Annotated in this window: 25 protein-coding genes and 2 tRNA genes; 23 read left to right on the forward strand and 4 right to left on the reverse strand. The window is 65.5% G+C overall.

All coding sequences use genetic code 11. The annotated features are described in order from the left end of the window. Window positions 1-105: 105 nt before the first annotated feature. From DM450_RS04525 to DM450_RS04535, 3 genes are all read left to right on the forward strand, one after another. Window positions 106-191: transfer RNA gene (locus DM450_RS04525), tRNA-Tyr, on the forward strand. Between the two features lie 192 nt (window positions 192-383). Next, window positions 384-1,133: a phosphatidylserine decarboxylase gene (locus DM450_RS04530; protein ID WP_142632786.1), complete on the forward strand. Its 750-nt coding sequence runs from the start codon at window positions 384-386 to the stop codon at window positions 1,131-1,133. A 20-nt stretch (window positions 1,134-1,153) separates the two neighbouring features. Next, window positions 1,154-1,969, forward strand: coding sequence for a phosphatidylcholine/phosphatidylserine synthase (locus tag DM450_RS04535; RefSeq protein ID WP_142637511.1), 816 nt, complete (start codon window positions 1,154-1,156; stop codon window positions 1,967-1,969). On the opposite strand, the gene DM450_RS04540 is transcribed toward DM450_RS04535, so the two are convergent. Continuing rightward, window positions 1,899-2,171: a hypothetical protein gene (locus DM450_RS04540; protein WP_142632788.1), complete on the reverse strand. Its 273-nt coding sequence runs from the start codon at window positions 2,169-2,171 to the stop codon at window positions 1,899-1,901. The two genes, DM450_RS04535 and DM450_RS04540, sit on opposite strands and share 71 nt — an antisense overlap. 581 nt (window positions 2,172-2,752) lie before the next feature. Here DM450_RS04540 and rpsB point away from each other — a divergent pair. Both rpsB and tsf read left to right on the forward strand, forming a co-directional pair. After that, window positions 2,753-3,505 carry a 30S ribosomal protein S2 gene (gene rpsB / locus DM450_RS04545; protein WP_142632790.1) on the forward strand — a complete coding sequence of 251 codons (753 nt, stop codon included), beginning with the start codon at window positions 2,753-2,755 and terminating at the stop codon, window positions 3,503-3,505. A gap of 145 nt (window positions 3,506-3,650) precedes the next feature. Continuing rightward, a complete protein-coding gene (gene tsf / locus DM450_RS04550) occupies window positions 3,651-4,574 on the forward strand; it encodes a translation elongation factor Ts (protein ID WP_142632792.1) in 924 nt (307 codons plus the stop codon). A 90-nt stretch (window positions 4,575-4,664) separates the two neighbouring features. On the opposite strand, the gene DM450_RS04555 is transcribed toward tsf, so the two are convergent. After that, the gene (locus DM450_RS04555) at window positions 4,665-5,273 is read right to left on the reverse strand and encodes an NAD(P)-dependent oxidoreductase (RefSeq protein ID WP_185928707.1); all 609 of its coding nucleotides are present in this window, start codon (window positions 5,271-5,273) and stop codon (window positions 4,665-4,667) included. A 54-nt stretch (window positions 5,274-5,327) separates the two neighbouring features. Between DM450_RS04555 and DM450_RS04560 the strand changes: the two genes are divergently transcribed. The 11 genes from DM450_RS04560 (at window position 5,328) to rpmE (ending at window position 15,646) form a co-directional block, all read left to right on the forward strand. After that, window positions 5,328-5,762, forward strand: coding sequence for a winged helix-turn-helix transcriptional regulator (locus tag DM450_RS04560; protein ID WP_142632796.1), 435 nt, complete (start codon window positions 5,328-5,330; stop codon window positions 5,760-5,762). 278 nt (window positions 5,763-6,040) lie between these two features. Beyond that, the gene (gene pyrH, locus DM450_RS04565; protein WP_142632798.1) at window positions 6,041-6,763 is read left to right on the forward strand and encodes a UMP kinase; all 723 of its coding nucleotides are present in this window, start codon (window positions 6,041-6,043) and stop codon (window positions 6,761-6,763) included. Between the two features lie 3 nt (window positions 6,764-6,766). Continuing rightward, a complete protein-coding gene (gene frr / locus DM450_RS04570; protein WP_142632800.1) occupies window positions 6,767-7,324 on the forward strand; it encodes a ribosome recycling factor in 558 nt (185 codons plus the stop codon). A 35-nt stretch (window positions 7,325-7,359) separates the two neighbouring features. Further along, a complete protein-coding gene (gene uppS, locus DM450_RS04575; RefSeq protein WP_142632802.1) occupies window positions 7,360-8,049 on the forward strand; it encodes a polyprenyl diphosphate synthase in 690 nt (229 codons plus the stop codon). Then, window positions 8,036-8,809, forward strand: coding sequence for a phosphatidate cytidylyltransferase (locus DM450_RS04580; RefSeq protein ID WP_142632804.1), 774 nt, complete (start codon window positions 8,036-8,038; stop codon window positions 8,807-8,809). The genes uppS and DM450_RS04580 overlap by 14 nt, the downstream gene beginning before the upstream one ends. Window positions 8,810-8,816: 7 nt before the next feature. Next, entirely contained in the window at window positions 8,817-9,977 is a 1,161-nt protein-coding gene (locus DM450_RS04585; RefSeq protein ID WP_142632806.1) for a 1-deoxy-D-xylulose-5-phosphate reductoisomerase, read from the forward strand. A 48-nt stretch (window positions 9,978-10,025) separates the two neighbouring features. After that, a complete protein-coding gene (rseP, locus tag DM450_RS04590) occupies window positions 10,026-11,411 on the forward strand; it encodes an RIP metalloprotease RseP (protein WP_142632808.1) in 1,386 nt (461 codons plus the stop codon). 173 nt (window positions 11,412-11,584) lie between these two features. Beyond that, window positions 11,585-14,209: an outer membrane protein assembly factor BamA gene (bamA, locus tag DM450_RS04595; RefSeq protein ID WP_242526189.1), complete on the forward strand. Its 2,625-nt coding sequence runs from the start codon at window positions 11,585-11,587 to the stop codon at window positions 14,207-14,209. Then, window positions 14,209-14,814 (forward strand): OmpH family outer membrane protein, encoded by a 606-nt coding sequence (locus tag DM450_RS04600; protein WP_142632812.1) that lies wholly within the window; start codon window positions 14,209-14,211, stop codon window positions 14,812-14,814. Before bamA ends, DM450_RS04600 begins: the two co-directional genes overlap by 1 nt. Window positions 14,815-14,833: 19 nt before the next feature. Then, on the forward strand, window positions 14,834-15,286 hold the full coding sequence (fabZ, locus tag DM450_RS04605; RefSeq protein ID WP_142632814.1) for a 3-hydroxyacyl-ACP dehydratase FabZ: 453 nt from the start codon (window positions 14,834-14,836) through the stop codon (window positions 15,284-15,286). A gap of 132 nt (window positions 15,287-15,418) precedes the next feature. Further along, window positions 15,419-15,646 (forward strand): 50S ribosomal protein L31, encoded by a 228-nt coding sequence (rpmE, locus tag DM450_RS04610; RefSeq protein ID WP_142632816.1) that lies wholly within the window; start codon window positions 15,419-15,421, stop codon window positions 15,644-15,646. A gap of 135 nt (window positions 15,647-15,781) precedes the next feature. Here the strand turns inward: rpmE and DM450_RS04615 are convergent, their stop codons facing one another. Further along, window positions 15,782-16,150, reverse strand: a complete 369-nt coding sequence (locus DM450_RS04615) for a PilZ domain-containing protein (RefSeq protein WP_142632818.1) — start codon at window positions 16,148-16,150, stop codon at window positions 15,782-15,784. 250 nt (window positions 16,151-16,400) lie between these two features. Here DM450_RS04615 and DM450_RS04620 point away from each other — a divergent pair, with 250 nt between their 5' ends. Next, window positions 16,401-16,937, forward strand: coding sequence for a superoxide dismutase family protein (locus DM450_RS04620; protein WP_142632820.1), 537 nt, complete (start codon window positions 16,401-16,403; stop codon window positions 16,935-16,937). 35 nt (window positions 16,938-16,972) lie between these two features. Here the strand turns inward: DM450_RS04620 and DM450_RS04625 are convergent, their stop codons facing one another. Then, the gene (locus DM450_RS04625) at window positions 16,973-17,605 is read right to left on the reverse strand and encodes a prolyl hydroxylase family protein (protein ID WP_142632822.1); all 633 of its coding nucleotides are present in this window, start codon (window positions 17,603-17,605) and stop codon (window positions 16,973-16,975) included. A gap of 199 nt (window positions 17,606-17,804) precedes the next feature. On the opposite strand from DM450_RS04625, the gene DM450_RS04630 reads away from it, so the two are divergent. The 6 genes from DM450_RS04630 (at window position 17,805) to DM450_RS04650 (ending at window position 21,868) form a co-directional block, all read left to right on the forward strand. Further along, window positions 17,805-17,881, forward strand: a tRNA-His gene (locus DM450_RS04630). 122 nt (window positions 17,882-18,003) lie between these two features. Then, window positions 18,004-18,732: a heme ABC transporter permease CcmC gene (gene ccmC / locus DM450_RS04635; protein ID WP_142637513.1), complete on the forward strand. Its 729-nt coding sequence runs from the start codon at window positions 18,004-18,006 to the stop codon at window positions 18,730-18,732. 4 nt (window positions 18,733-18,736) lie between these two features. Continuing rightward, complete coding sequence (locus tag DM450_RS25715; RefSeq protein ID WP_185928709.1) at window positions 18,737-18,877, forward strand: hypothetical protein; 141 nt, start codon at window positions 18,737-18,739, stop codon at window positions 18,875-18,877. A gap of 2 nt (window positions 18,878-18,879) precedes the next feature. Further along, the gene (gene ccmE, locus DM450_RS04640) at window positions 18,880-19,344 is read left to right on the forward strand and encodes a cytochrome c maturation protein CcmE (protein WP_142632824.1); all 465 of its coding nucleotides are present in this window, start codon (window positions 18,880-18,882) and stop codon (window positions 19,342-19,344) included. Beyond that, window positions 19,341-21,305 (forward strand): heme lyase CcmF/NrfE family subunit, encoded by a 1,965-nt coding sequence (locus DM450_RS04645; RefSeq protein ID WP_142632826.1) that lies wholly within the window; start codon window positions 19,341-19,343, stop codon window positions 21,303-21,305. The genes ccmE and DM450_RS04645 overlap by 4 nt, the downstream gene beginning before the upstream one ends. Next, on the forward strand, window positions 21,302-21,868 hold the full coding sequence (locus tag DM450_RS04650; protein WP_142632828.1) for a DsbE family thiol:disulfide interchange protein: 567 nt from the start codon (window positions 21,302-21,304) through the stop codon (window positions 21,866-21,868). Before DM450_RS04645 ends, DM450_RS04650 begins: the two co-directional genes overlap by 4 nt. Window positions 21,869-21,886: the final 18 nt, after the last annotated feature.

Genomic DNA, 21,886 nt, shown 5'->3' on the forward strand with positions numbered 1-21,886 from the left:
TCTACATAGGCGCCCTCCTCGGCAGCGAGGCACTGGCAACGGCGCTTCGAAACACTGCGGGTTCCGCTCCTCAGGGAACGGTTTTCCGCCGCCAGCAACTGGTGTGGACAGGTGGCCGAGTGGTTAAAGGCAGCAGACTGTAAATCTGCCCGTGCAAGCGTACGCTGGTTCGAATCCAGCCCTGTCCACCACCAGTCGCTCATCGCATAGAGCATTCCCTTCGGGGCCTCCCAAAGCAATGATTATTGTGGCTGTTCCGGCATCGGCCTGGCCATGCCCGGATCCGGCGCCTTGTCCGTTTCGGACGGCAGGTTCCTGTTTTGCCGGATTTTCCGAATCGGCAGGTGTTTCCACCGGGGGCGTAAATGCTTTAGAGGGGCAACATGCCTGGAGATATTCTCGATAATCAGGGACGCGGCGAAGCGTCCTGGAGCTGGCCCTCGGTTCATCCCGAAGGTCGCAAGTTCGGTGCCATTGCCGGAGCTATCGCGCTCGTGGGGTGGATCGCGCTCGGGCCGCTTGTCGGTCTGCCGCTGGTCCTGCTCACGTACTGCGTGCTGGCCTTCTTCCGCGATCCCGTGCGTGTCACGCCGCAGGACGATCGTTTCATCGTGGCGCCTGCCGACGGCCTCGTGACGCTGATCGGCAAGGTGCCGCCGCCGCGCGAACTGACCGTCGAGGACGGCAGCGGGGCGGAGCCGCTCTCGACCGAGCCGGTGACGCGCATCTCGATCTTCATGAGCGTGTTCGACGTGCACATCAATCGTGCGCCGATTGGCGGCACGGTGCGCCGGGTGATCTACATCCCGGGCAAGTTCCTCAACGCCGACCTCGACAAGGCGAGTGAAGAGAACGAGCGCCAGCACATCCTGATCGAGCGCGGCGACGGCCAGCGCATCTGCTTCACGCAGATCGCCGGGTTGGTGGCACGCCGGATCGTGCCTTTCGTGAAGCCGGGCGACATCATCGCCGCGGGCCAGCGCATCGGCCTCATTCGCTTCGGCAGCCGCGTGGACGTCTATCTGCCCGCCGGAACCGAACCCAAGGTGCTGATGGGCCAGCGTATCGTTGCCGGTGAAACCATTCTTGCCGAAATCGGCGCCGCCCCGGTGATCGAGGGCATTTCGCAGTGACCGAGGAGTCCGGTGACTTCATGGCGGAACGGCTGAGTTCGCGCCGCCGGCTTGCCGCCGGGCTCTCGATGCGGGTCTTTGTTCCCAACGCGATCACCGCCGCTGCGCTCTGTTCGGGGCTGACGGGTATCCGTTTTGCCATCGGCGGCGACTACGAACGGGCGGTGCAGGCGGTGATCCTGGCGGGCGTGCTCGACGGGATCGACGGCCGCGCCGCGCGCATGCTCAAGGCGCAGACCCGTTTCGGCGCGGAACTCGACAGTCTCGCCGATTCGATCTCGTTCGGCGTGGCGCCGGCGCTGATCGTCTATCTCTGGACCCTGCATCAGGTCCCCAGCCTGGGCTGGATCGCCGCGCTGGCGTTTGCCATCTGCTGCGTGCTGCGTCTGGCGCGGTTCAATTCGCGGATGGATCAGCTGGACCAGCCCCACAAGGCGGCCGGTTTCCTGACCGGGGTTCCGGCGCCGCTCGGCGCCGGGCTCGGCTTCCTGCCGCTCTATCTGTGGATCGCCAGCGGCCAGCCCATCTTTGCCAACCCGGTGCTGGTGGGCGTGTGGATGGTGCTGATGGCCTTCCTGATGATTTCCAACCTGCCGACGCTCAGCTGGGCGCGGATGCGTCCGCCGCCGAGTCTGCGCCTTGGTGTCCTGGCCGTGGTCGGGCTTACTGTCGCGGCGCTGCTGGTCGAGCCGTGGTGGACGCTCGCGGCGATCACCATCGTCTATCTGGCGCTGATCCCGCTGGGCATCTCGGTCTATCTCAAGGTCAGGCGGCAAGCTCGCCGTTCGGCCATTCCAGTCCCGGGCGCTGCAGCGCCTGAAGTCGGCGACGCATAACGCGTTCGCGGCGGAGCGCGGAAAGTGTCGGCACCGGTACGCGTTCCACCATTGCCCAATTGATCGTGAGCACTTCGGGGCAGGCGGCGAGCCGTGCCTTGAGCGAAAGCGCGCTGTGCCCATAGCGGCGCAGCGTGGCGGTGATCGCGAAAGCCGAAGCCAGCGCGGTGAGGGCGAAGAGGCAGGCAGCAAATGCAGTCATGTCCAATCCTTTCGAGCCATCGGCGCTGATCTGGCCGGGGGTAGCCGCTTGTGGAAAACCGACTCATGTTCTAACAATGTTCCGTCTGGCTATCTGTTCTCTTTTTGTTCAAATTGAGTCAAGGCCAAAATGCAGGTCCGGCTAACGTTCTTGAACTTCCAGCGTTTTAGCGGCGCGCGGGCGCTGCCGGACGCGGGGTCCAGCGCAAGACAAACACTGTCTCGCGATGGAACACTCTCGCCGGGCCCCGAAGGACAGATCCCTGAACGGTGTGCAGGGCGGGGCAATCGGCTTGTCACCCTGTGGAAAACCTGTGGGCGATCTGTGGTTTCCCCGGCGGTGCGATCCTGCGATCGGTGGTTTTGCGGCCACGCCGGGCCGAGCGTTGCGATTGGGGCTGGATTTAACGGGCGAAGAGGACTAAGGGCGGCCCCGCTCGAAGCAGGGATCGAATTCGCGATCCTCGCGCGATTCGGGCAATCCACATGGAAAGCGCACATACCGGTGCTTTGACGGCCAAGGTCCTCGGACAGCCGCCAGGTTCCTGCTTTCCAGAGGTTCGAACCGGAAGGAATTCTATTATGGCGGCACCTGTCGTCACCATGCAGCAGCTCATCGAAGCCGGCGCCCACTTCGGCCACCAGACCCACCGCTGGAACCCGCGCATGAAGCCGTACATCTTCGGCGCGCGCAACGGCATCCACATCATCGACCTCTCGCAGACCGTGCCGCTCTTCGCGCGCGCTCTCGAGTTCGTGCAGGCCACTGTCCAGGCCGGTGGCAAGGTGCTGTTCGTCGGCACGAAGCGTCAGGCTCAGGAGCCGATCGCCCAGGCCGCCCGCGCTTGCGGTCAGCACTACGTCAACCACCGCTGGCTGGGCGGCATGCTCACCAACTGGAAGACCATCTCGGGTTCGATCAAGCGCTTCAAGGCTCTTGAAGAGCAGCTTTCGGGCGACACCGCCGGTCTCACCAAGAAGGAAGTCCTGCAGCTGACCCGCGAGCGTGACAAGCTTGAGCTGTCGCTCGGCGGTATCCGCGACATGGGCGGCATCCCGGACGTGATGTTCGTGATCGACGCCAACAAGGAAGCGCTGGCGATCAAGGAAGCCAACGTCCTCGGCATCCCCGTCATCGCCGTGCTCGACACCAACGTCGACCCCAACGGCATCGCGTTCCCGATCCCGGGCAACGACGACGCCAGCCGCGCCGTGCGCCTGTACTGCGACGCGATCGCCCAGGCTGCCACCAAGGGCGGCCGTGACGCGCTCGTCCAGAGCGGTGCCGACATCGGCGCCATGGACGTGCCGGTCGAGGAAGCTGTCGAGGCCTGATAGGTCCGGCGACGACTTTTCGTCATGGAATTGTCGCGCGCCGGGTCCAATGGGCCTGGCGCGCGTTCCATTTCCGGGTCGCCGTGCGATCCGGGCAATTTGAAGGCCAGGAAACTGGTCAGACCCAAGCAAGAGGATTTGAGCGATGGCTTACACCGCCGCTGACGTGAAGAACCTGCGCGAGCGCACCGGCGCCGGCATGATGGACTGCAAGAAGGCCCTCGACGAAACCGGTGGCGATCTCGAAGCCGCCGTCGACGCGCTGCGCGCGCGCGGTCTGGCCGCTGCCGCCAAGAAGTCGAGCCGCACCGCGGCTGAAGGCCTCGTCGGCGTTGCCGTGACCGGCACCAAGGGCGTTGCCGTCGAAGTGAACTCGGAAACCGACTTCGTCGCGAAGAACGACCAGTTCCAGGACTTCGTGCGCAAGACCACCGAAGTCGCTCTCGGCGTTGCCGGCGACGACGTCGAAGCCCTCAAGGCTGCTGCCTACCCGACCGGCGGCACCGTCGGCGACGCGCTGACCAACAACGTCGCGACCATCGGCGAGAACCAGCAGGTTCGCCGCATGAAGACCGTCGAAGTGGCCCAGGGCCTCGTCGTTCCCTACATGCACAATGCTGCCGCGCCGAACCTCGGCAAGATCGGCGTGCTTGTCGCTCTCGAATCGGAAGCTTCGGCTGACGTTCTCGAAGCGCTCGGCAAGCAGATCGCGATGCACATCGCCGCTGCCTTCCCGCTGGCGCTCAACGCCGACGGTCTCGACGCCGAGCTGATCGCTCGCGAGCGCAAGATCGCCGAAGAAAAGGCTGCCGAATCGGGCAAGCCCGAAGCCGTGCAGGCCAAGATGGTCGATGGCGCGATCGCCAAGTACGCCAAGGACAACGCGCTGCTCTCGCAGGTCTTTGTCATGGACAACAAGACCCCGATCCAGCAGGTCGTCGACCAGGCCGGCAAGGACGCCGGTGCCAAGATCGTGCTGAAGGACTACGTCCGCTTCCAGCTCGGCGAAGGCATCGAGAAGGAAGTCACCGACTTCGCGGCCGAAGTGGCTGCTGCCGTCGCCGGCTGATCCTTCGGGCTTTTCCTTTACGGATGCCGAACAAGAAAAGGGCCGGGGAGCTTTGGCTTCCCGGCCCTTTTTCCATGTCTGTTTCCGGCTTCAGTAGGCTGCCGTGAAGCGCGCGCGGCTGTGCTTGTGGGCTTCGAGTTCGTCGACCATGGCGATGGCGTAGTCGGCGAAGCTGATCTTGCTCTCGCCGGCATCGTCGGTGACCAGCTGGTCGGTGCCGGGGCGGTAGGTTCCGGTGCGCGGGCCTTCGAAGATCAGCGCGGCGGGGGAGAAGAAGGTCCAGTCGACGTCGGCGGTCTGGCGCAGCACGTCGAGGAAGGTGATGCCGCCCATCGCCGCAGCCTTCCACTCTTCGGGAAATTCGGGATCGTCGATGATGCGCACGCCCGGTGCGACTTCGAGGCTGGCGGCGCCGCCGGTGACGAGCAGGCGCGGCACGCCTGCCTTGCGCAGGGCGGCGAGCAGGGTTTCGGCGGGCACATCGAAGTGCAGGGCGCTGATGACGGCATCCTGGCCGGCGATGAGGGCAGCGAGCGCTTCCGGGTCGGAGGCATCACCCGCCTTGGCGGTGACGCCGTCGAGGGCGGCAATCTTGTCCGGGTTGCGGGCGATCGCGAGGATCTGATGGCCGCGCGCGGCGGCTTCCTTGACGATCTCCGATCCGGCGCGGCCGCTGGCGCCGAGGACTGCAATCTTCATATCGATTCTCCACTAGGTATCCAATGGTGACCAAGTGTGATATTGAGTGCGCCTATGCAAGAAGGCACCTTGATCGCACCGGGTTACTCCGAGGAAACCGCGCCGCTCCGCGCGCCGGATGTCTACGCCGCCAATTGCCCGACGCGGCAGTTGCTTGACCGTGTGGCCGACAAGTGGAGCGTGTTGATCCTGCTCACGCTCGGCAATGGCGAGATGCGCTTCAATGCGCTGAAGCGGCGGATCGACGGGATTTCGCAGAAGATGCTGAGCCAGACCTTGCGCTCGCTGGAGCGCGATGGGCTGGTGCTGCGCGCGGTCGTGCCCAGCGTTCCGGTGACGGTGAGTTATGCGATCAGCCCGCTGGGCAGGGAACTGCTGGGCGCGCTGCAGGCGATGATCGACTGGGCCGAGGCGCGCATGGGCATGGTGGCGCAGGCGCAGCGCGATTACGACGCACGCGAGCGCGAACTGTCCGCCAACTGGAATTGAGGGCATTGCGGCAGGGGCGGGTGGAGGCTGCGACACGCTCATCCACAGGCGTAAGAGCCCGTTTGGAAATTCGCGAAAAGCGAATTTCGCGGCACCAGCCCGCTCCCCCACCCGACCACCCACAGGATACTGCCAATGGGCGGTCGGGTGGGGGAGCGGGCTGGTGCCGTCCTTAAAATGCCCTTTCGGGCATTTTTCAAACAGCCTCTAAGCCCTTGGCAATTTCCTTGCGCGCTCCTAAAGCCGGGGCCGACCAGCCCCCGAGGAGAAGTGCGGCCATGAACTCGACCCCCTATAAACGCGTCCTTCTCAAGTTGTCGGGTGAAGTTCTCATGGGGAGCCAGCAGTTCGGGATCGATTCCGATTTCGTTGCCGAGCTTGCCAAGGAAGTGAAGGCGGCCAAGGAAACCGGCCTCGAGATCTGCCTCGTCATCGGCGGTGGCAACATCTTCCGCGGCATGGCCGGCGCCGCGCGCGGCATGGACCGTGCGCAGGCCGATTACATGGGCATGCTGGCCACCGTGATGAACGCGCTCGCGATGCAGAATGCGCTGGAGCAGCTTGGCGTGGAAACCCGCGTGCAGTCGGCCGTGCAGATGGACCAGGTCTGCGAGCCGGTGATCCGCCGCCGCGCCGAGCGCCATCTCGAGAAGGGCCGCGTGGTGATCTTTGCCGCCGGTGTCGGCGCGCCTTACTTCACCACCGATTCGGGTGCCGCGCTGCGTGCCGCCGAAATGCGCTGCGACGCGCTGCTCAAGGGCACCAGCGTCGACGGCGTCTACGACAGCGACCCCAAGAAGAATCCCGACGCCAAGCGTTACGATACTGTCGATTACGACACTGTCCTGGCCGATAACTTGCAGGTCATGGACGCATCCGCCGTTGCGCTTTGCCGCGACAACAATATTCCGATCGTTGTCTTCTCGATCCGCGAGCAGGGCAATCTTGCCAAGGTCCTCGCGGGCGAGAGCACCAAGACGATCGTCCAGAAAGGAGCCTGATCCATGGCCAAGTACGACAAGGGCGACCTCGAGCGCCGCATGAAGGGCGCGATCGACGCGCTCAAGCACGACCTTTCGGGTCTGCGCACCGGCCGCGCCAACACCGCGCTGCTCGAGCCGATCATGGTCACCGTCTACGGTGCCAACACCCCGATCACCCAGGTCGCCACCATCTCGGCGCCCGAACCGCGCATGCTGTCGGTCCAGGTCTGGGACAAGTCGAACATCGGTCCCGTCGAAAAGGCGATCCGTTCGGCGGGCCTCGGCCTCAACCCGATCAACGACGGCAATACGCTGCGCCTGCCGATCCCCGACCTCACCGAGGAACGCCGCAAGGAACTCGCCAAGCTCGCCAGCTCCTATGCCGAGAAGGCCCGCGTCGCCGTGCGCAACGTGCGCCGTGACGGGATCGAGAACCTGAAGGCCGACGAGAAGAAGAAGGAAATCTCGGAAGACGAGCGCAAGCGCGGCGAAACCGAAGTCCAGAAGCTGACCGACGACATCATCAAGCAGCTCGATGAGGAATTCGGCCGCAAGGAGAAGGAAATCCTCGGCAAGTGAGGCCTTGCGGTCTTTCCGAGAGGATTGTCTGACGAATGGCGAAGAGTGAACCTGCTGCCGTACGCCACGTTGCCATCATCATGGATGGCAACGGCCGCTGGGCGAAGAAGCGCCACCTGCCGCGTGCGCTGGGCCACCAGCGCGGCGTGGAGGCGGTGCGCCGCGTCGTGCGCGGAGCCCGCGAACTGGGGCTGGAGGCACTGACGCTCTACGCCTTCTCCACGGAGAACTGGCGCCGTCCGGAAGAAGAGGTCTCCGACCTCATGAGCCTGATGAAGCGCTTCATCCTGTCCGACCTCGACGAGTTCGCGGCGGCGGGCGTACGCCTCAAGATCATCGGCGATTACAAGGCCTTCAAGCCGGAACTCGTCGAACTGGTCGAAGGCGCGATGGCGCGCACGGCGGGCAACACGGGGACAACCCTTGCCGTTGCGCTCAACTATGGTTCGCAGGACGAGATCGCCCGCGCCGCCACCAGGGCGGCGGCCAAGGGGGCGATCACGCCCGAGACGATCGCGGCGGAGCTCGACACCGCAGACCTGCCGCCGCTCGACCTGCTGATCCGCACATCGGGCGAAGTGCGCCTCTCGAACTTCCTGCTCTGGCAGGCGGCTTATGCCGAGATGATCTTCACCGACGTGCTCTGGCCCGACTTCAATGTCGATCACTTGCGCGCGGCGCTCGAGGAATTCGCGCAGCGGGAGCGGCGTTATGGCGGCCGCTGATCCTGCCCGGAAAAAATCCGACATCGGTGTCCGCACGGTCTCGGCGGTGGTCATGCTGGCGGTGGCCGGTTCCGCGCTGTGGCTGGGCGGCCCGGTGTGGATGGCGTTTGTCGGCGTGGTTTCGCTCGGGGTGCTGTGGGAGTGGGTCAAGCTCTCGCGCGCGGCGATGGCTAACCCTGCCGCACGCGGCCTCATGAACTTTGCGGGCATGTTCTATGTCGGCGTCGGCGCGGCGATGCTGCTGTTCCTGCGCAATCCGGCTTTCAGCTTCGCGCCGGTGCTGACCGTGCTGCTGACGGTGATCGGTGTCGATGTCGGTGCCTACTTCGCCGGGCGCACGCTGGGCGGTCCCAAGATCGCGCCGGCCATCAGCCCGTCCAAGACCTGGTCGGGGCTGCTCGGCGGCGTGCTCGGCGCGACGCTGGTGCTGTTCGGCGCCGCGCGGCTCTGGCAGGAAGGGCTGGCCTCGGTCCTGGTGCAGGGCAATGCCGCCGACGGGCCTTCGTGCTTCGGTGCCCAGCCGTGCTGGTATCTGACGGCCCACGCCGTGCCGCTGTTCGCCCAGTGCCTGATGACGGGCATTTTCGTGGCGGTCTGCGCGCAGGCGGGCGATTTCTTCGAAAGCTGGCTCAAGCGCCGTGCGGGCGTGAAGGATTCGGGTAATTTCATTCCCGGTCATGGTGGTTTCTTCGACCGTGTCGACGGCCTTCTGGCAGTCCTTTTCCTGCTCGCCCTCATGATTGCGTTCCAGCCAAGGTAACGGTGCGATGACCGCGCAACGCTCGATCTGCATTCTCGGGGCCACCGGCTCCATCGGCGCCTCGACGCTCGACCTCGTGCGCCGCAATCCGGCGGACTGGCGGGTTACCGTACTCACCGCCCACTCCAACGTTGACGAACTGGCGAAACTGGCGCGCGAATTTGCCGTCGATCTTGCCGTCGTTGCCGACGAGGCGTACTTGCCGGCGCTGCGCGAGGCGCTCGGCGGGTCTGGCATCGAGGTCGCGGGCGGGGCGCCGGCGCTGGTCGAGGCGGCGGCGCGCGGCGCCGACATGACGGTTGCGGCCATCGTCGGCTGTGCGGGCCTGGCGCCGACCATGGCCGCCATCGAGCAGGGCAGGGTGATCGCGCTTGCCAACAAGGAAGCGCTGGTTTCCGCCGGCGAAGTGATGATGGCGGCCGTCGTCCGTCACGGCGCGACGTTGCTGCCGATCGATTCCGAACACAACGCGATCTTCCAGTGCCTGCAGGGCAACGACATCGCGCAGGTGCGCTCCATCACGCTGACCGCCAGCGGCGGTCCGTTCCGTGACTGGTCCTGGGAGCAGCTCCAGGCCGCGACCCCGGCGCAGGCGGTGAAGCATCCCAACTGGGACATGGGCGCCAAGATCAGCGTCGATTCGGCGACGATGTTCAACAAGGGCCTCGAACTGATCGAGGCGCACTATCTCTTCCCGGTCGGGCTCGACCGGTTGCGCATCATCGTCCACCCGCAGTCCGTGGTCCATTCGATGGTCGAATACCGTGACGGGTCGACCCTGGCGCAACTCGGACCGTCCGACATGCGTGTGCCGATCGCCTCGGCGCTCGCCTGGCCGACCCGCATGGACACGCCCTGCGCGCCGCTCGATCTTGCCGCGATCGGGGAGCTGACCTTCCGCCAGCCCGACGAAAATCGTTTCCCGGCAACACGTCTGGCGCGCGGCGCGGCCGAAGCCGGCGGGGCGATCCCGGCCGTGCTCAACGCCGCCAACGAGGTGGCGGTCGCCGCCTTCCTGGCAGGTCAGATCCCGTTCACGCGGATTGCCGCAGATGTCGAGCATGTGCTGGGCGCCTATGCGCCGCCGGCGCCCGCCAGCCTCGACGACGTGCTGGCGGTTGACGCGGAGGCCCGCGCAAGGGCAAGCATGGTGACGGGACCTGCGTGAGCCGATCGTCGGCGACTTCACGTCTAGGCCCTATGGAGTGTGCCTGAATTGACCGGATCGCCCAATCTGCTGACGACGATCTTCGCGTTCCTGCTTTTGCTGGGTCCCCTGGTGCTGGTGCACGAGCTGGGCCATTACCTCGTGGGCCGGCTGTTCGGGGTGAAGGCCAATGCCTTTTCCATCGGCTTCGGCAAGGAACTGGCGGGCTGGACCGATCGCCGTGGCACCCGCTGGAAGCTGTCGGCCCTGCCGCTGGGCGGCTATGTGCAGTTCGCGGGCGACATGAACCCGGCCTCGGCGCCAAGCGCGGCCGAGGATGGCCTGACGGCCCAGGAGCGTGCGCGCACCTTCCATGTGAAGCCGCTGTGGCAGCGCGCGCTGATCGTGCTGGCCGGGCCGCTCACCAATTTCCTCGTGGCGGTGCTGATCATCGCCGCCTTCTATGCCGCTTACGGCAAGGCGGTGGCCGTGCCCGAAGTCGCGGACTTCCTGCCCGGCTCGCCGGCGCAGTCGGCGGGGGTGGAGGTCGGTGACCGCATCGTCGCGGTCGATGGCCGTCATGTCGACAGCCTGACCGACGTGCCGCAACTGGTCATTCCCTTCCCCGGCCGTACCATCACCCTGACGGTCCTGCGCGAAGGGCGCGAGGTCAGCCTGCCGGTTCGCCTCGGCGATCGCACGGAAACCGACCGGTTCGGCAACCAGTCGCGGGTCGGCGAGCTCGGCATCAACTTCTTCGTTCCGAAAATCGGTGCATTCTTCGGCGATTCCGCCGCCCAGAAGGCGGGGCTGAAAGTCGGCGATCGCATCGTCGCGGTCGGCGACCATGCCGTGCGCAGTTTCGACGAGATCCCCCCGCTGGTGGAGAACCAGGCTGGACGCCAGGTCATGGTGACTGTCATGCGCGCGGGCGAGGCCCATGTCGTGCCGGTTACGCTGGGCGAAATGGCGGCGGTCGATGCCCAGGGCAAGCCGGTGCGGGTCGGCGTGCTGGGCATTCGCCCGGACACCGGCACGCGCGTGCCGGTCGGCGTGATCGAGGCGGTGGGCCTGGGCGTGGGCAACTGCATCGATACCATGCACCTGATGGTCTCGGGGATCGGCCAGATCTTCTCGGGCGAGCGCTCGGTCAAGGAGTTCGGCGGGCCGATCAAGATCGCCAAGTATTCGGGCGAGCAGTTCAGCCTCGGCTGGGAGGCGTTTGTCTCCTTTGCGGCGCTTATCTCGATTAACTTGGCATTCATCAACCTCCTGCCAATCCCGGGCCTGGACGGAGGACATCTGGCATTTTACGCGGCCGAAATGGTTCGCCGCAAGCCGCTGGATGTGCGCAGTCAGGAATGGGCGATCCGCACCGGGGTGGCATTCGTGCTGGCCTTGATGCTGTTCGTCACGGTCAACGATCTGGCTTCGCTCCCGATTTTCGGGGGATAGCCTGGAGAAATCTTCTCAGATCACATTTCTGCCGGGATTGACTGCTTGATTGGGCGACGTCCATCGGGCAGACGGGCGCGATTGCCCGCCGGGGAGGCGGGTAGCCTGGCGGATCACTCTGTAGAGCCTCGCGTAAGCGCATACGGGAACTTGCTTGAATGATGGGATGGGAAATGGGTCGCAGCATTGACGCTCGCCGTGCTCCTCAGCTTGCCGCAATGCTGCTGGGCACCACGATCCTTGCTGGCGTGCCCGCCGCGGCCTTTGCGCAGAGCGCTGCCGCTGCCAATGCTCCTGCCGCCGCGCCGGTCGCGGCCGAGGCGGCCACGCCGATCCAGACGATCCAGGTCGTCGGGGCCGAGCGTCTGGAGCCGCAGACGGTGTTGTCGTACATCAAGCTGCGGGTCGGCCAGCCTTATACCAAGGCTGCTGCGGACGGCGCGCTGAAGGATCTTTACGCCACCGAACTGTTCGCCGACGCGCAGATCGCCAACGACAACGGTGTGGTGACCATCACGGTCAAGGAAAACCCCGTCGTCAACCGCATCATCCTTGAGGGCAACAAGCGCATCAAGGACGACAAGATCATGCCGGAGATCAAGGTCGCCCCGCGCCAGATCTTCACGCGATCCAAGATCCGCGCCGACGTCGCCCGCATCATCGAGCTGTACAAGCGCCAGGGCCGCTATGCCGCGACCGTCGAGCCGAAGATGGTCATGCTTGACCAGAACCGCGTCGACATCGTCTTCGAGATCACCGAGGGCGACAAGTCCAAGGTCCGTCAGATCAACATCATCGGCAACGAGCACTTCTCGGACGGTGACCTGCGCTCGCAGATGGTCACCAAGCAGGCCCGCTTCAGCCGCGTGTTCTCCTCGAACACGACTTACGATCCCGATCGCATGGCGTTCGACCAGCAGAAGCTGCGCCAGTTCTACCTGACCCAGGGCTACGCCGACTTCCGCGTGGTTTCGGCCGTGGCCGAACTGACGCCGGACAAGAAGGACTTCATCATCACTTACGTGGTGGAGGAAGGGAAGCGCTACAAGTTCGGCGACGTCAAGGTCGAGAGCCAGCTGCGCGACTTCGACGGCGACAAGCTGGCGAAGAACCTCGCGATCCACAAGGGTGACTGGTACAACGCCAAGCTCGTCGAAGATACCATCGAGGGCCTGAACGACACCGCCGGTGCCTTCGGTTACGCCTTCGCCGACGTGCGTCCGCAGTACAGCCGCGACAAGGACGACCTCACCATGGGGTTGACCTTCGTGATCCAGGAGGCGCCGCGCGTCTATGTCGAGCGGATCGACATCAACGGCAACACGCTGACCCAGGACAAGGTCGTGCGCCGCGAATTCCGTCTGGCGGAAGGCGATGCGTTCAACTCGCTGCAGGTCAAGCGTTCGACCAACCGCATCAAGTCGCTCGGTTACTTCCAGGAGAAGTTCGAGGTCGAGCAGAAGCCCGGCAGCGCCGACGACCGTGTCGTGCTCGAAGCCAACGTCGAGGAAAAGCCGACCGGCCAGCTCCAGCTCTCGGCCGGTTTCTCGAGCCTCGAGCGCTTCATCTTCCAGGCCTCGATCCAGCAGCGCAACTTCCGCGGGCGCGGCCAGACGATCGGCCTTTCGGGCAGCTATTCCTCCTATTCGAAGTCGGTCGAGGCGAACTTCGTCGAGCCCTATCTGTTCGACAAGAACGTCTCGCTGGGCCTCGACATCTATCGCCGCGACTACAACAGCTTCAACTACATCAATTCCAATCGCAATACGAACTACTCGCAGACCACCACGGGCTTCCAGGTCCGCGCCGGTGTGCCGCTGACCGAGTATCTGACGGCGATTGCCCGCTACACGCTCAATTACGACGACGTGTCGGTCGACAAGTCGACCTACTATTCGTACCGCGTCGATCCCAGCGTCTACCAGTGCGACCCGCTCTATGCCGGGCGCTACCTGTGCGACGCGCTGGGCAAGCGTCTCAGCTCGATCCTCGGCGGCTCGATCATCTATGACACGCTCGACAACCGCGTGCGCCCGACGCGTGGCCAGACGGCCTCGATCAACGTCGACGTGGCGGGCCTGGGCGGCGATGTGAAGTACGCACGCGTGGTCGCCAAGGCGGCCAAGTACTGGCCGCTGGGCAAGGGCTTCATCTTCTCGCTGTCGAGCGAGGGCGGCGCGATCACCGGTTGGGGCGGCGACGACGTGCGCCTGACCGACCGCTTCTACCTTGGCGAACCGCAGATCCGCGGTTTCGGCATCCGCGGCGTCGGCCCGCGCGTGACCCGCCAGTACTTCACGCCCAACGAAGACGGCACCGTCACCAACGGCACCAAGTCTGACGACGCGGTCGGCGGCAAGTACTACTACATGAACCGTGCCGAACTCGAGATTCCGCTTGGCTCGGGCGCGCGCGAAATGGGCCTGCGTCCGTCGATCTTCGTGGATGCCGGTGCGGTCTGGGGCAGCAATTTCAAGAAGTCGGACCTTACCGACTGCTCGAATGGCTGTATCCCGACCTACTACGTGCGCAATTCGGATGGCACGAACTCCTCCTCCACCACGACGAGCGCGACGGATTCGTCGACTGGTTTGGCCAATACGCCGACTGGCGATTATGCCTACAACTTCACCGAAACCTTCGCGGGTGATTCCTGGCATCCGCGTGTTGCGGTTGGTTTCGGCGTGAACTGGAACTCGCCGTTCGGGCCGTTCCGCATCGACATCTCGAAGGTGCTCCTCAAGGAGACCGGCGACAACACCAAGACCTTCACATTCAACGTGGGAACGCAATTCTGATGACCAAGATTCTCAAGTCCGCCGCGCTGGCCTCGGGTCTGGCTCTTGCCGCTCTGGCTTCGCCGGCGTTCGCACAGGCCGTTCCGGCCTCGAAGGTCGCCGTTGTCGACCTCGACCGCATCGCCAAGGAATGCAACGCCTGCCGCACCGCCAACCAGGCCCTGCAGGGCCAGGTCCAGGCTTTCGAAGCCCGCCGCAACCAGCTTGCCGGCACGCTGCAGCCCGAAGCCCAGGGTCTCGAGACCGCCGTCAAGGCGCTGAACGGCAAGCAGCCTGACGCCGCCCTTCAGGGCCGCATCCAGGCCTACCAGCAGAAGGAACAGCAGGCCGGTCAGGAACTGCAGGGCCAGCAGGTGCAGATCCAGCGCAACCAGGCCTATGTCGGCCAGCAGATCCAGCAGGCGCTGGCGGGCCTCTACAAGCCGGCGATGAGCAAGCGCGGTGCCAACGTACTGGTCGAAGTCGGCCAGACCCTGGCCTATGATCCGACCCTCGACATCACCAACGACGTGCTGACCGCCCTCAACGGCGCGCTCACCACGATCAACACCACCGCTCCGGCGCCGCAGCAGGCTCCGCAGCAGCCCGCCACCTCGGGCCGCTGAGAGCAGGGCGGGCAGAGCGATGAGCGAACCGACTGAATTCGTGTACGATACCGCGAAGATCCTGGCGGCGCTGCCGCATCGCTACCCGATGCTGCTGGTCGACCGTGTGGTCTCGTTCGACGAGAACGAGATCCACGCGGTCAAGGCCGTGAGCTTCAACGAGGACTTCTTCCAGGGCCACTTCCCTGGCCGTCCGATCATGCCCGGCGTCCTCCAGATCGAGGCGCTGGCGCAGGCGGCGGGCATCCTTGCCATCGAATCGCTCGGGCTCGCCGGTACCGGCAAGCTCGTCTATTTCATGGCGATCGAGGAAGCGAAGTTCCGCAATCCGGTAACCCCGGGCAACCTGCTCGACCTGCGTGCCGGCTTCGTCCAGAAGCGCAGCCGCGTCTGCAAGTTCTGGGGCAAGGCGTCGATCGGCGACAAGGTGACCTGCGAGGTCAACTTCACCGCGATGATCGCCGACGCCTGATCGGGCGAGGGAGAAGGGCGCGGCTTTCCGGCGCACCGTCCTTCGCCCTTGCATTTTCGAGGCTCCCGCTGTAAGGGCGCCGCTTTCCCAGCAGGCCGGTCGGAACCGGCCACATGCGAAGAGAGATACGACATGAAGGCCGATACGCATCCCGACTACCACATGATCACCGTCCAGATGACCGACGGCACCACCTTCCAGACCCGCTCGACCTGGGGCTCGGAAGGCGACACGCTGGTTCTGGACATCGATCCGACCTCGCACCCGGCCTGGACCGGCGGCAAGGCCCAGCTTCAGGACGGCGGCCGCGTGGCCCAGTTCAACAAGCGTTTCGGCGGCCTCACGCTCAAGAAGAACTGAGCGCGAAGCAAGCTTCACGAACACGAAGAAGGCGGTCCTCACGGGCCGCCTTTTTTGTTGTCCGGTGTGGGTTAAGCCCGCGCGGCGCCTGAGCGTTCCAAGCTGCTGATGCGGCAGCATCACTGCGGCTTGGTATCACGCCCCGAGATCGATCAGCACGTTCCATTCGGCCGCGTCGCCGGGCACGGCCCGCAGGAATTCCATGCCTGCCGCCTCGCCCCCCGAAGGGCCGCGGCGGACCCAGCGCACCACGGCCTTGAGCGGCGGACGCGGGCCGATCCCGATGCTGACGAAGCTGCCTTGCCGCAGCACGCCGGCGGGGCCGGTCACGCAGCAGCCGTGCAGCGAGACATCGGCCAGCCGGACGTCCAGCCGTTCGGCCGGGGAGGTCTGCAGCCATGCGGCGAAACTGGTGGTGTGGCGTTCTTCGCGGCGTCGTTCATCGCAGGCGCTTTGCTGCTGCATCTGCGCGGTGGAATAGAGCCGTGCGAGCGGGGCGTTCATGCCGTTCTGTCCATTTGTATCGTGCGACCGATCTGTGTTTGCCGGGAGTGTGGCAGAGGTTCGTTAACGTCGGATCACCGCGCCCCACCGTTCGTCTCCCGCGGCATGCAATTGTTTGTTGCGAATGATTTGCAGGCAATTGCCTTTCCGGCCGCGAAGCCTAGTCTGGGCCAGCGGCATGAGCGCGCGGGGTCGGCCCCGGCGCCCGGCCGGGAGAAGGGTCCGCTCAGGATCGCGAAGGAGAATGTCCATGGTTCGTACATCCCGTCTTGTCCTAGCGCTGGGCGCTTCCTTGCTGGCTGCTCCGGGGTTTGCGGCCGATGCGCCGCTTCCGGTGCTGCGCGCCGAGGTTGTTGGCGCCGACGGTACACCGCTTGGCACGGTTTCGGTGCAGCAGACACCTGCGGGCGTGCTGGTGACCACCGATCTCAAGGGGCTGCCGGAGGGTGACCATGGCTTCCACTTCCATGAAAAGGGCCTGTGCGACGCGGCGGGCAAGTTCGCCTCGGCCGGTGGCCACTTCACGGCGGGCGATCCGGTCCACGGCCTGATGTCGATGGGCGGCCCGCATGGGGGTGACATGCCCAACCAGCATGTCGGACCCGACGGCGTGCTGAAGGTGCAGGTACTCAACACCGGGGTCACCATTGCGCCGGGGAGCAAGTCGATCGTCGATGCCGATGGCACGGCGCTGGTGATCCACGCCAATGCGGACGACTACACCAGCCAGCCGGCGGGCAACGCCGGCGGCCGGATCGCCTGTGCGGTGCTCAGCGCGCCCAAGTGAGCGATGGGGGAGGGGCTTGCCCCCTCCCGCTCGCGTCAACCCCAGGGGCGTTCGCGGTACCACTGGGTGATGACGTACTTGTGCCCCTTGCGCACTTTCATCGCGTGATGGAGCGTGGCGGCGTTGAGGCTGCCGTCGGCCCGGCGGTTGTTCCAGGCGACCAGCTTGCCGCGTTCGGGCTGGATCAGCTTGTCGATCACCTTGAAGCGCGTCGCGCCGCCCGCCTCGACGTCGTTCAGGTAGATCATGAAGGTCCAGGTCCGCTGGCCGGATACCGTGCAATACTGCGCGTAGTCCGAGTTGTTCGGCTCGAAGTAGTCGGTATGGGCCTTGAACTCCTGGCCGATCTCGTAGCGCTGGCCCTGGATCGGCTCGGCATGGGCAAGGTCGATCCCCGAGGCTGCGGCTAGCTTCTGGGCAAGGGCCGCCACGGCGGGAACATCGCGCGCGAGATCGCAGGTCGAACTCGTGCGGAAGACATCGTCGCCATTGTAGTTGGCGATCGTCGAGGGGCGATGTTCCGCCTCGATCATGGCCACGAGCGTTTCGCATTCGGCGGCGGTGAGAAACTGGCGCTTCACGAACAGGTCGAGTCGCGTGGAGGGGAAGCGCTGCATGCCGGGAATGGCGAGCAGGATGTCGGAAGATGATTCGCCGGGAGCCTTCATGGCGGTGACCCTAGCGAGGCGAGGGTGACCGGAAAATTGCAGGACTTGCGGGCTCTGCCGATTTTTTGTGGGCGCATGTGCATTTTTGCTTTGCAAGGAGCCTCAGCTTGTGCAAATGGCGCGCCTCCGAACGGGACGATGCACTGCACGCCGGTCGGTAACTTCGAAGCCAGCCACGAGTGCCGGTTTCGATTGTGTGGCGATTGTAGCTCAGTTGGTTAGAGCGCCGGTTTGTGGTACCGGAGGTCGTGGGTTCGAACCCCATCAATCGCCCCATTCTCTCCCTTGAACACCCCTGCGATAAATAGCCGCCCTGTCGATCTCGGCGGTTGAAAAGGCTGGCGCTTTTGCCGTCGTCCCTTGCTCCTTTCGCCCCGCGCGATAGAAGCGTGGCCGACATGCACGGCTTTGCAAATCCCGCCCGTTTCCTGCGCATCGCCCGTTGGCTGATGCCGCTCTGCATGGGCGGCGGCGCCGTCCTCGCGCTGGCCGCGCTGGGTTGGGGCCTGTTCTTCGGTCCGGCCGAGCGCCTCCAGGGCGAGACCGTGCGGATCGTCTATCTTCACGTCCCCGCAGCATGGCTCGGCATGGCCGGATGGATGGGCATCGCCGCGGCCAGTTTCACCGAACTCGTCTGGCGTCATCCGCTCGCAGGCATCGCCGCGCGCGCCTGCGCGGTGCCGGGCGCGGTGTTCACTGCGGTCTGCCTCATCACCGGTTCGCTCTGGGGGCGTCCGGCATGGGGCACCTGGTGGGTGTGGGACGGGCGGCTGACCTCGATGCTGGTGCTGCTGTTCCTCTATTTCGGCTGGATGGCGCTTTCGCAGGCAAGCGAGGCTGCCGAGGGCGGCCAGAGCAAGGCACCGGCGATCTTTGGCCTGGTCGGCGCGGTGAATATCCCGATCATCCATTATTCGGTGATCTGGTGGCAGAGCCAGCATCAGGCGCCGTCGATCTCGCTGGGCAAGTCGGCCATGGCGGGCGCGTTCCTCTATCCGCTGCTTGCCGCCACGCTGGGCTTCACGCTGCTGTTCGCAGGCGTCGTGCTGGCACGGATGCGGGCGATTCTCGCGCATCAGCAGGCCGAGGCCCGGCTGCGGCGCAAGGCGCTTTCGGAAGGATATTGACGCGATGCGCGAGGCGATGGACCCCTGGACCTTCGTGGTCGCCGCCTATGCGGTGGGCCTGGGCGCGGCAGCGGCAATGGTCGCCTGGTCGCTGATTACCATGAAGCGCGCCGAGAAGCGCCGGGACGAGGCGAGGAAACGCTGAACATGACCGTGGGAACCGCGATCAAGGCCAAGCACCAGCGACTGGTATTGCTGGTCATCGCGCTGGTCGTGCTGGTGGCGGCGGCGCTGCTGGCGGCCTGGGCGCTGCGCAACCAGGCGAGCTATTTCTACGTGCCGAGCGACATTGTCGCCAATCCGCCCGAGGAGACGCGCGGCGTGCGCCTGGGCGGCATGGTCGAGCGCGGATCGCTGCGTACCGAGGCGGACGGCGTGACCATCACCTTCATCGTCGGCGACGGCAAGGCGCGGGTGCCGGTGACCTTCAAGGGCATTGTCCCCTCGCTGTTCGTCGAGGGGTCGGGCGTCGTGGCCGAAGGGCACATGGGCGTCGACGGCACGTTCGTGGCCGACAATCTCCTCGCCAAGCATGACGAGAACTATGTCCCGCGCCAGATGCAGGACATGAGCAAGGACCAGGCCCAGCAAGTGATGCGCGAGACCAAATGATCGCCGAACTCGGACTTGCCGCGCTCTGGCTGGCGGCGGCACTGGCAGGGTTGCAGCTCATCGCGGGCGCGCTGGCGCTGACGCCGCGCGGGGCCTCGCTCGCGGGGGTGGTGCGCCCGGTGGCGGTGGTGCAGGGACTGCTCGCGCTGCTGGCTTTCGCCGCCCTGATCTATCTCTTTGCCGTCACTGACCTGTCGGTGAAGCTGGTGGCGATGAACTCGCATTCGCTCAAGCCGCTGGTGTTCCGCGTGGCCGGGGCCTGGGGCAACCATGAGGGCTCGATGCTGCTCTGGGTCACGGTGATGGGGCTCGCCGGCGGCCTTGTCGCGCTGGTCGAGCGGCGGCTGCCGGAGCCGACGATGCTGGCGACGCTGGCGGGGCAGGCCTTTGTCAGCCTGGGTTTCTATGCCTTCCTGCTGATCGCCTCCAACCCGTTCGAGCGCCTTTCGCCGGTGCCGCAGGAGGGCAACGGGCTCAATCCGCTGCTGCAGGATCTTGGCCTCGCCTTCCATCCGCCGACGCTTTACCTCGGTTATGTCGGGCTTTCGATCGCCTTCAGCTTCGCGGTCGGCGCGCTGGTCACGCGTGAGGTCGGGCCGGCGTTTGCCAAGGCCATGCGGCCCTGGGTGCTGGGGGCGTGGATATTCCTCACCATCGGCATCACCGCGGGATCCTACTGGGCCTATTACGAGCTGGGCTGGGGCGGCTGGTGGTTCTGGGACCCGGTCGAGAACGCCTCGCTGATGCCCTGGCTGGCGGCCACCGCGCTGCTCCATTCGGTCAGCGTGCTGGCCTCGCGCGATGCGCTGCGGGCCTGGACGGTGATGCTGGGGGTGATTGCCTTCTCGATGTCGATGATCGGCACTTTCCTGGTGCGTTCCGGCATTCTCACCAGTGTCCATGCCTTTGCGGTGGACCCGCAGCGCGGCAGTTTCATCCTCGCCCTGCTGGCGATCAACATCGGCGGCGCGCTGACGCTGTTCGGCCTGCGTGCCTCCTCCGTTACCGAAGGCGAGCGCTTTGCCCTGACCAGCCGCGAAGGCGCGCTGGTGTTCAACAATGTCATGCTCTCCGCGATCCTGGGCATCGTCCTGTTTGGCACGCTCTATCCGCTGCTGGCCGAGGCGATGGGCGCCAAGGTCTCGGTCGGGCCGCCCTATTTCAATCCGATGGGCGCACTCTTTGCGGTGCCGATGCTGGTGGTGCTGGCGATCGGGCCCTTGCTGCGCTGGCGGCGGGACAGTTTCCGGCGGATCGGCAAGGAAATGGTGATCCCGGCCATGCTGGTGATCGCGGGCGTGCTGGCGATGGTGCTGGTGGGCGGCGTCTCGCTGCTGGCGACACTGGGCTTCGCGTTGGCGCTGGGGCTGGCCTGGGCCAGCGTGCTGCCGCTCAGGGGGCGTAACCTGCGGCGCACGCCGCTGCCGATCTGGGGCATGGTCACGGCGCATCTCGGCATTGCCGTCTCGCTGCTGGGGATGAGCTGCGAGAGCGCGTTCTCTATCGAGAAGCTGGTGGCCATCCGAACCGGAGAGGCGACCGAGGTCGGCCCCTGGCAAGTCAAGCTCGATGCGATCGAGCCGGTGGCGGGGCCGAACTGGACCGCGCTCGAGGCGCGTCTGCTGGTGCGCTACGGCGACAAGGGCCGCGTCCTCGCGCTCACGCCGCAGGCGCGCAGTTTCTGGGCACCACCCCAGCAGACCAGCGAATCGGCGCTGCTGACGCGCTGGAACGGGCAGCTCTATACCGTGCTGGGCGGCGAGGCGGACCGGGGGCGCTGGCAACTGCGCCTGTGGTGGAAGCCGTTCGTCACGCTGATCTGGCTGGGGGGCCTGATGATCGCCCTGGGCGGCTTGCTGGCCTTGATCGGGCGTGTCGCCGCCGACATCCGGCGCATCGTCGCCCGCGACAAGATCGAATATCGGCGCGAACGTCAGGGCCGCGCAGGGAGGTACTCATGAGCAGCCAAACCTCTCCCGGTGGCAAACCCCGCGCGCCGCGCTGGGCGATCTGGCTGCCGCTGGCGCTGTTTGCAGGCTTTGTCGTGCTCGTCTCGGTGCAATTGCGCAATCCGGCGGATACCAATGTCGCCAGCACGTTGATCGGCAAGCCGATGCCCGCGTTCAGCCTGCCGCCCGCCTTGCCGGGGCGCCCCGGGCTGGACAGCAAGGCATTTGCGGACGGCAAGCCGCACCTCGTCAACATCTTCGCGTCCTGGTGCATCCCCTGCGGGGTCGAGGCGCCGCAACTGGCCGCGCTGGCCAAGGCGGGCGTGCCGATCGAGGGTATCTCCGTGCGCGACCGCACCGAGGACCTCCAGGCTTTCCTGAAGCGTAATGGCGATCCTTATCGCCGCATCGGCGCCGACGATGACGGCAAGGTCCAGCTTGCGCTCGGTTCCTCGGGCGTGCCGGAGACTTACGTGATCGATGGCAGGGGCGTGATCCGCTACCAGCACATCGGCGAGATCCGCGCCGATCAGGTGCCGATGATCCTCGAAAAGCTGACGGAGGCCGCACGGTGAGGCGCCTGCTTGCCATTC

The sequence above is a fragment of the Sphingomonas sp. IC081 genome, from assembly GCF_006874585.1.
GTDB lineage: Bacteria > Pseudomonadota > Alphaproteobacteria > Sphingomonadales > Sphingomonadaceae > Novosphingobium.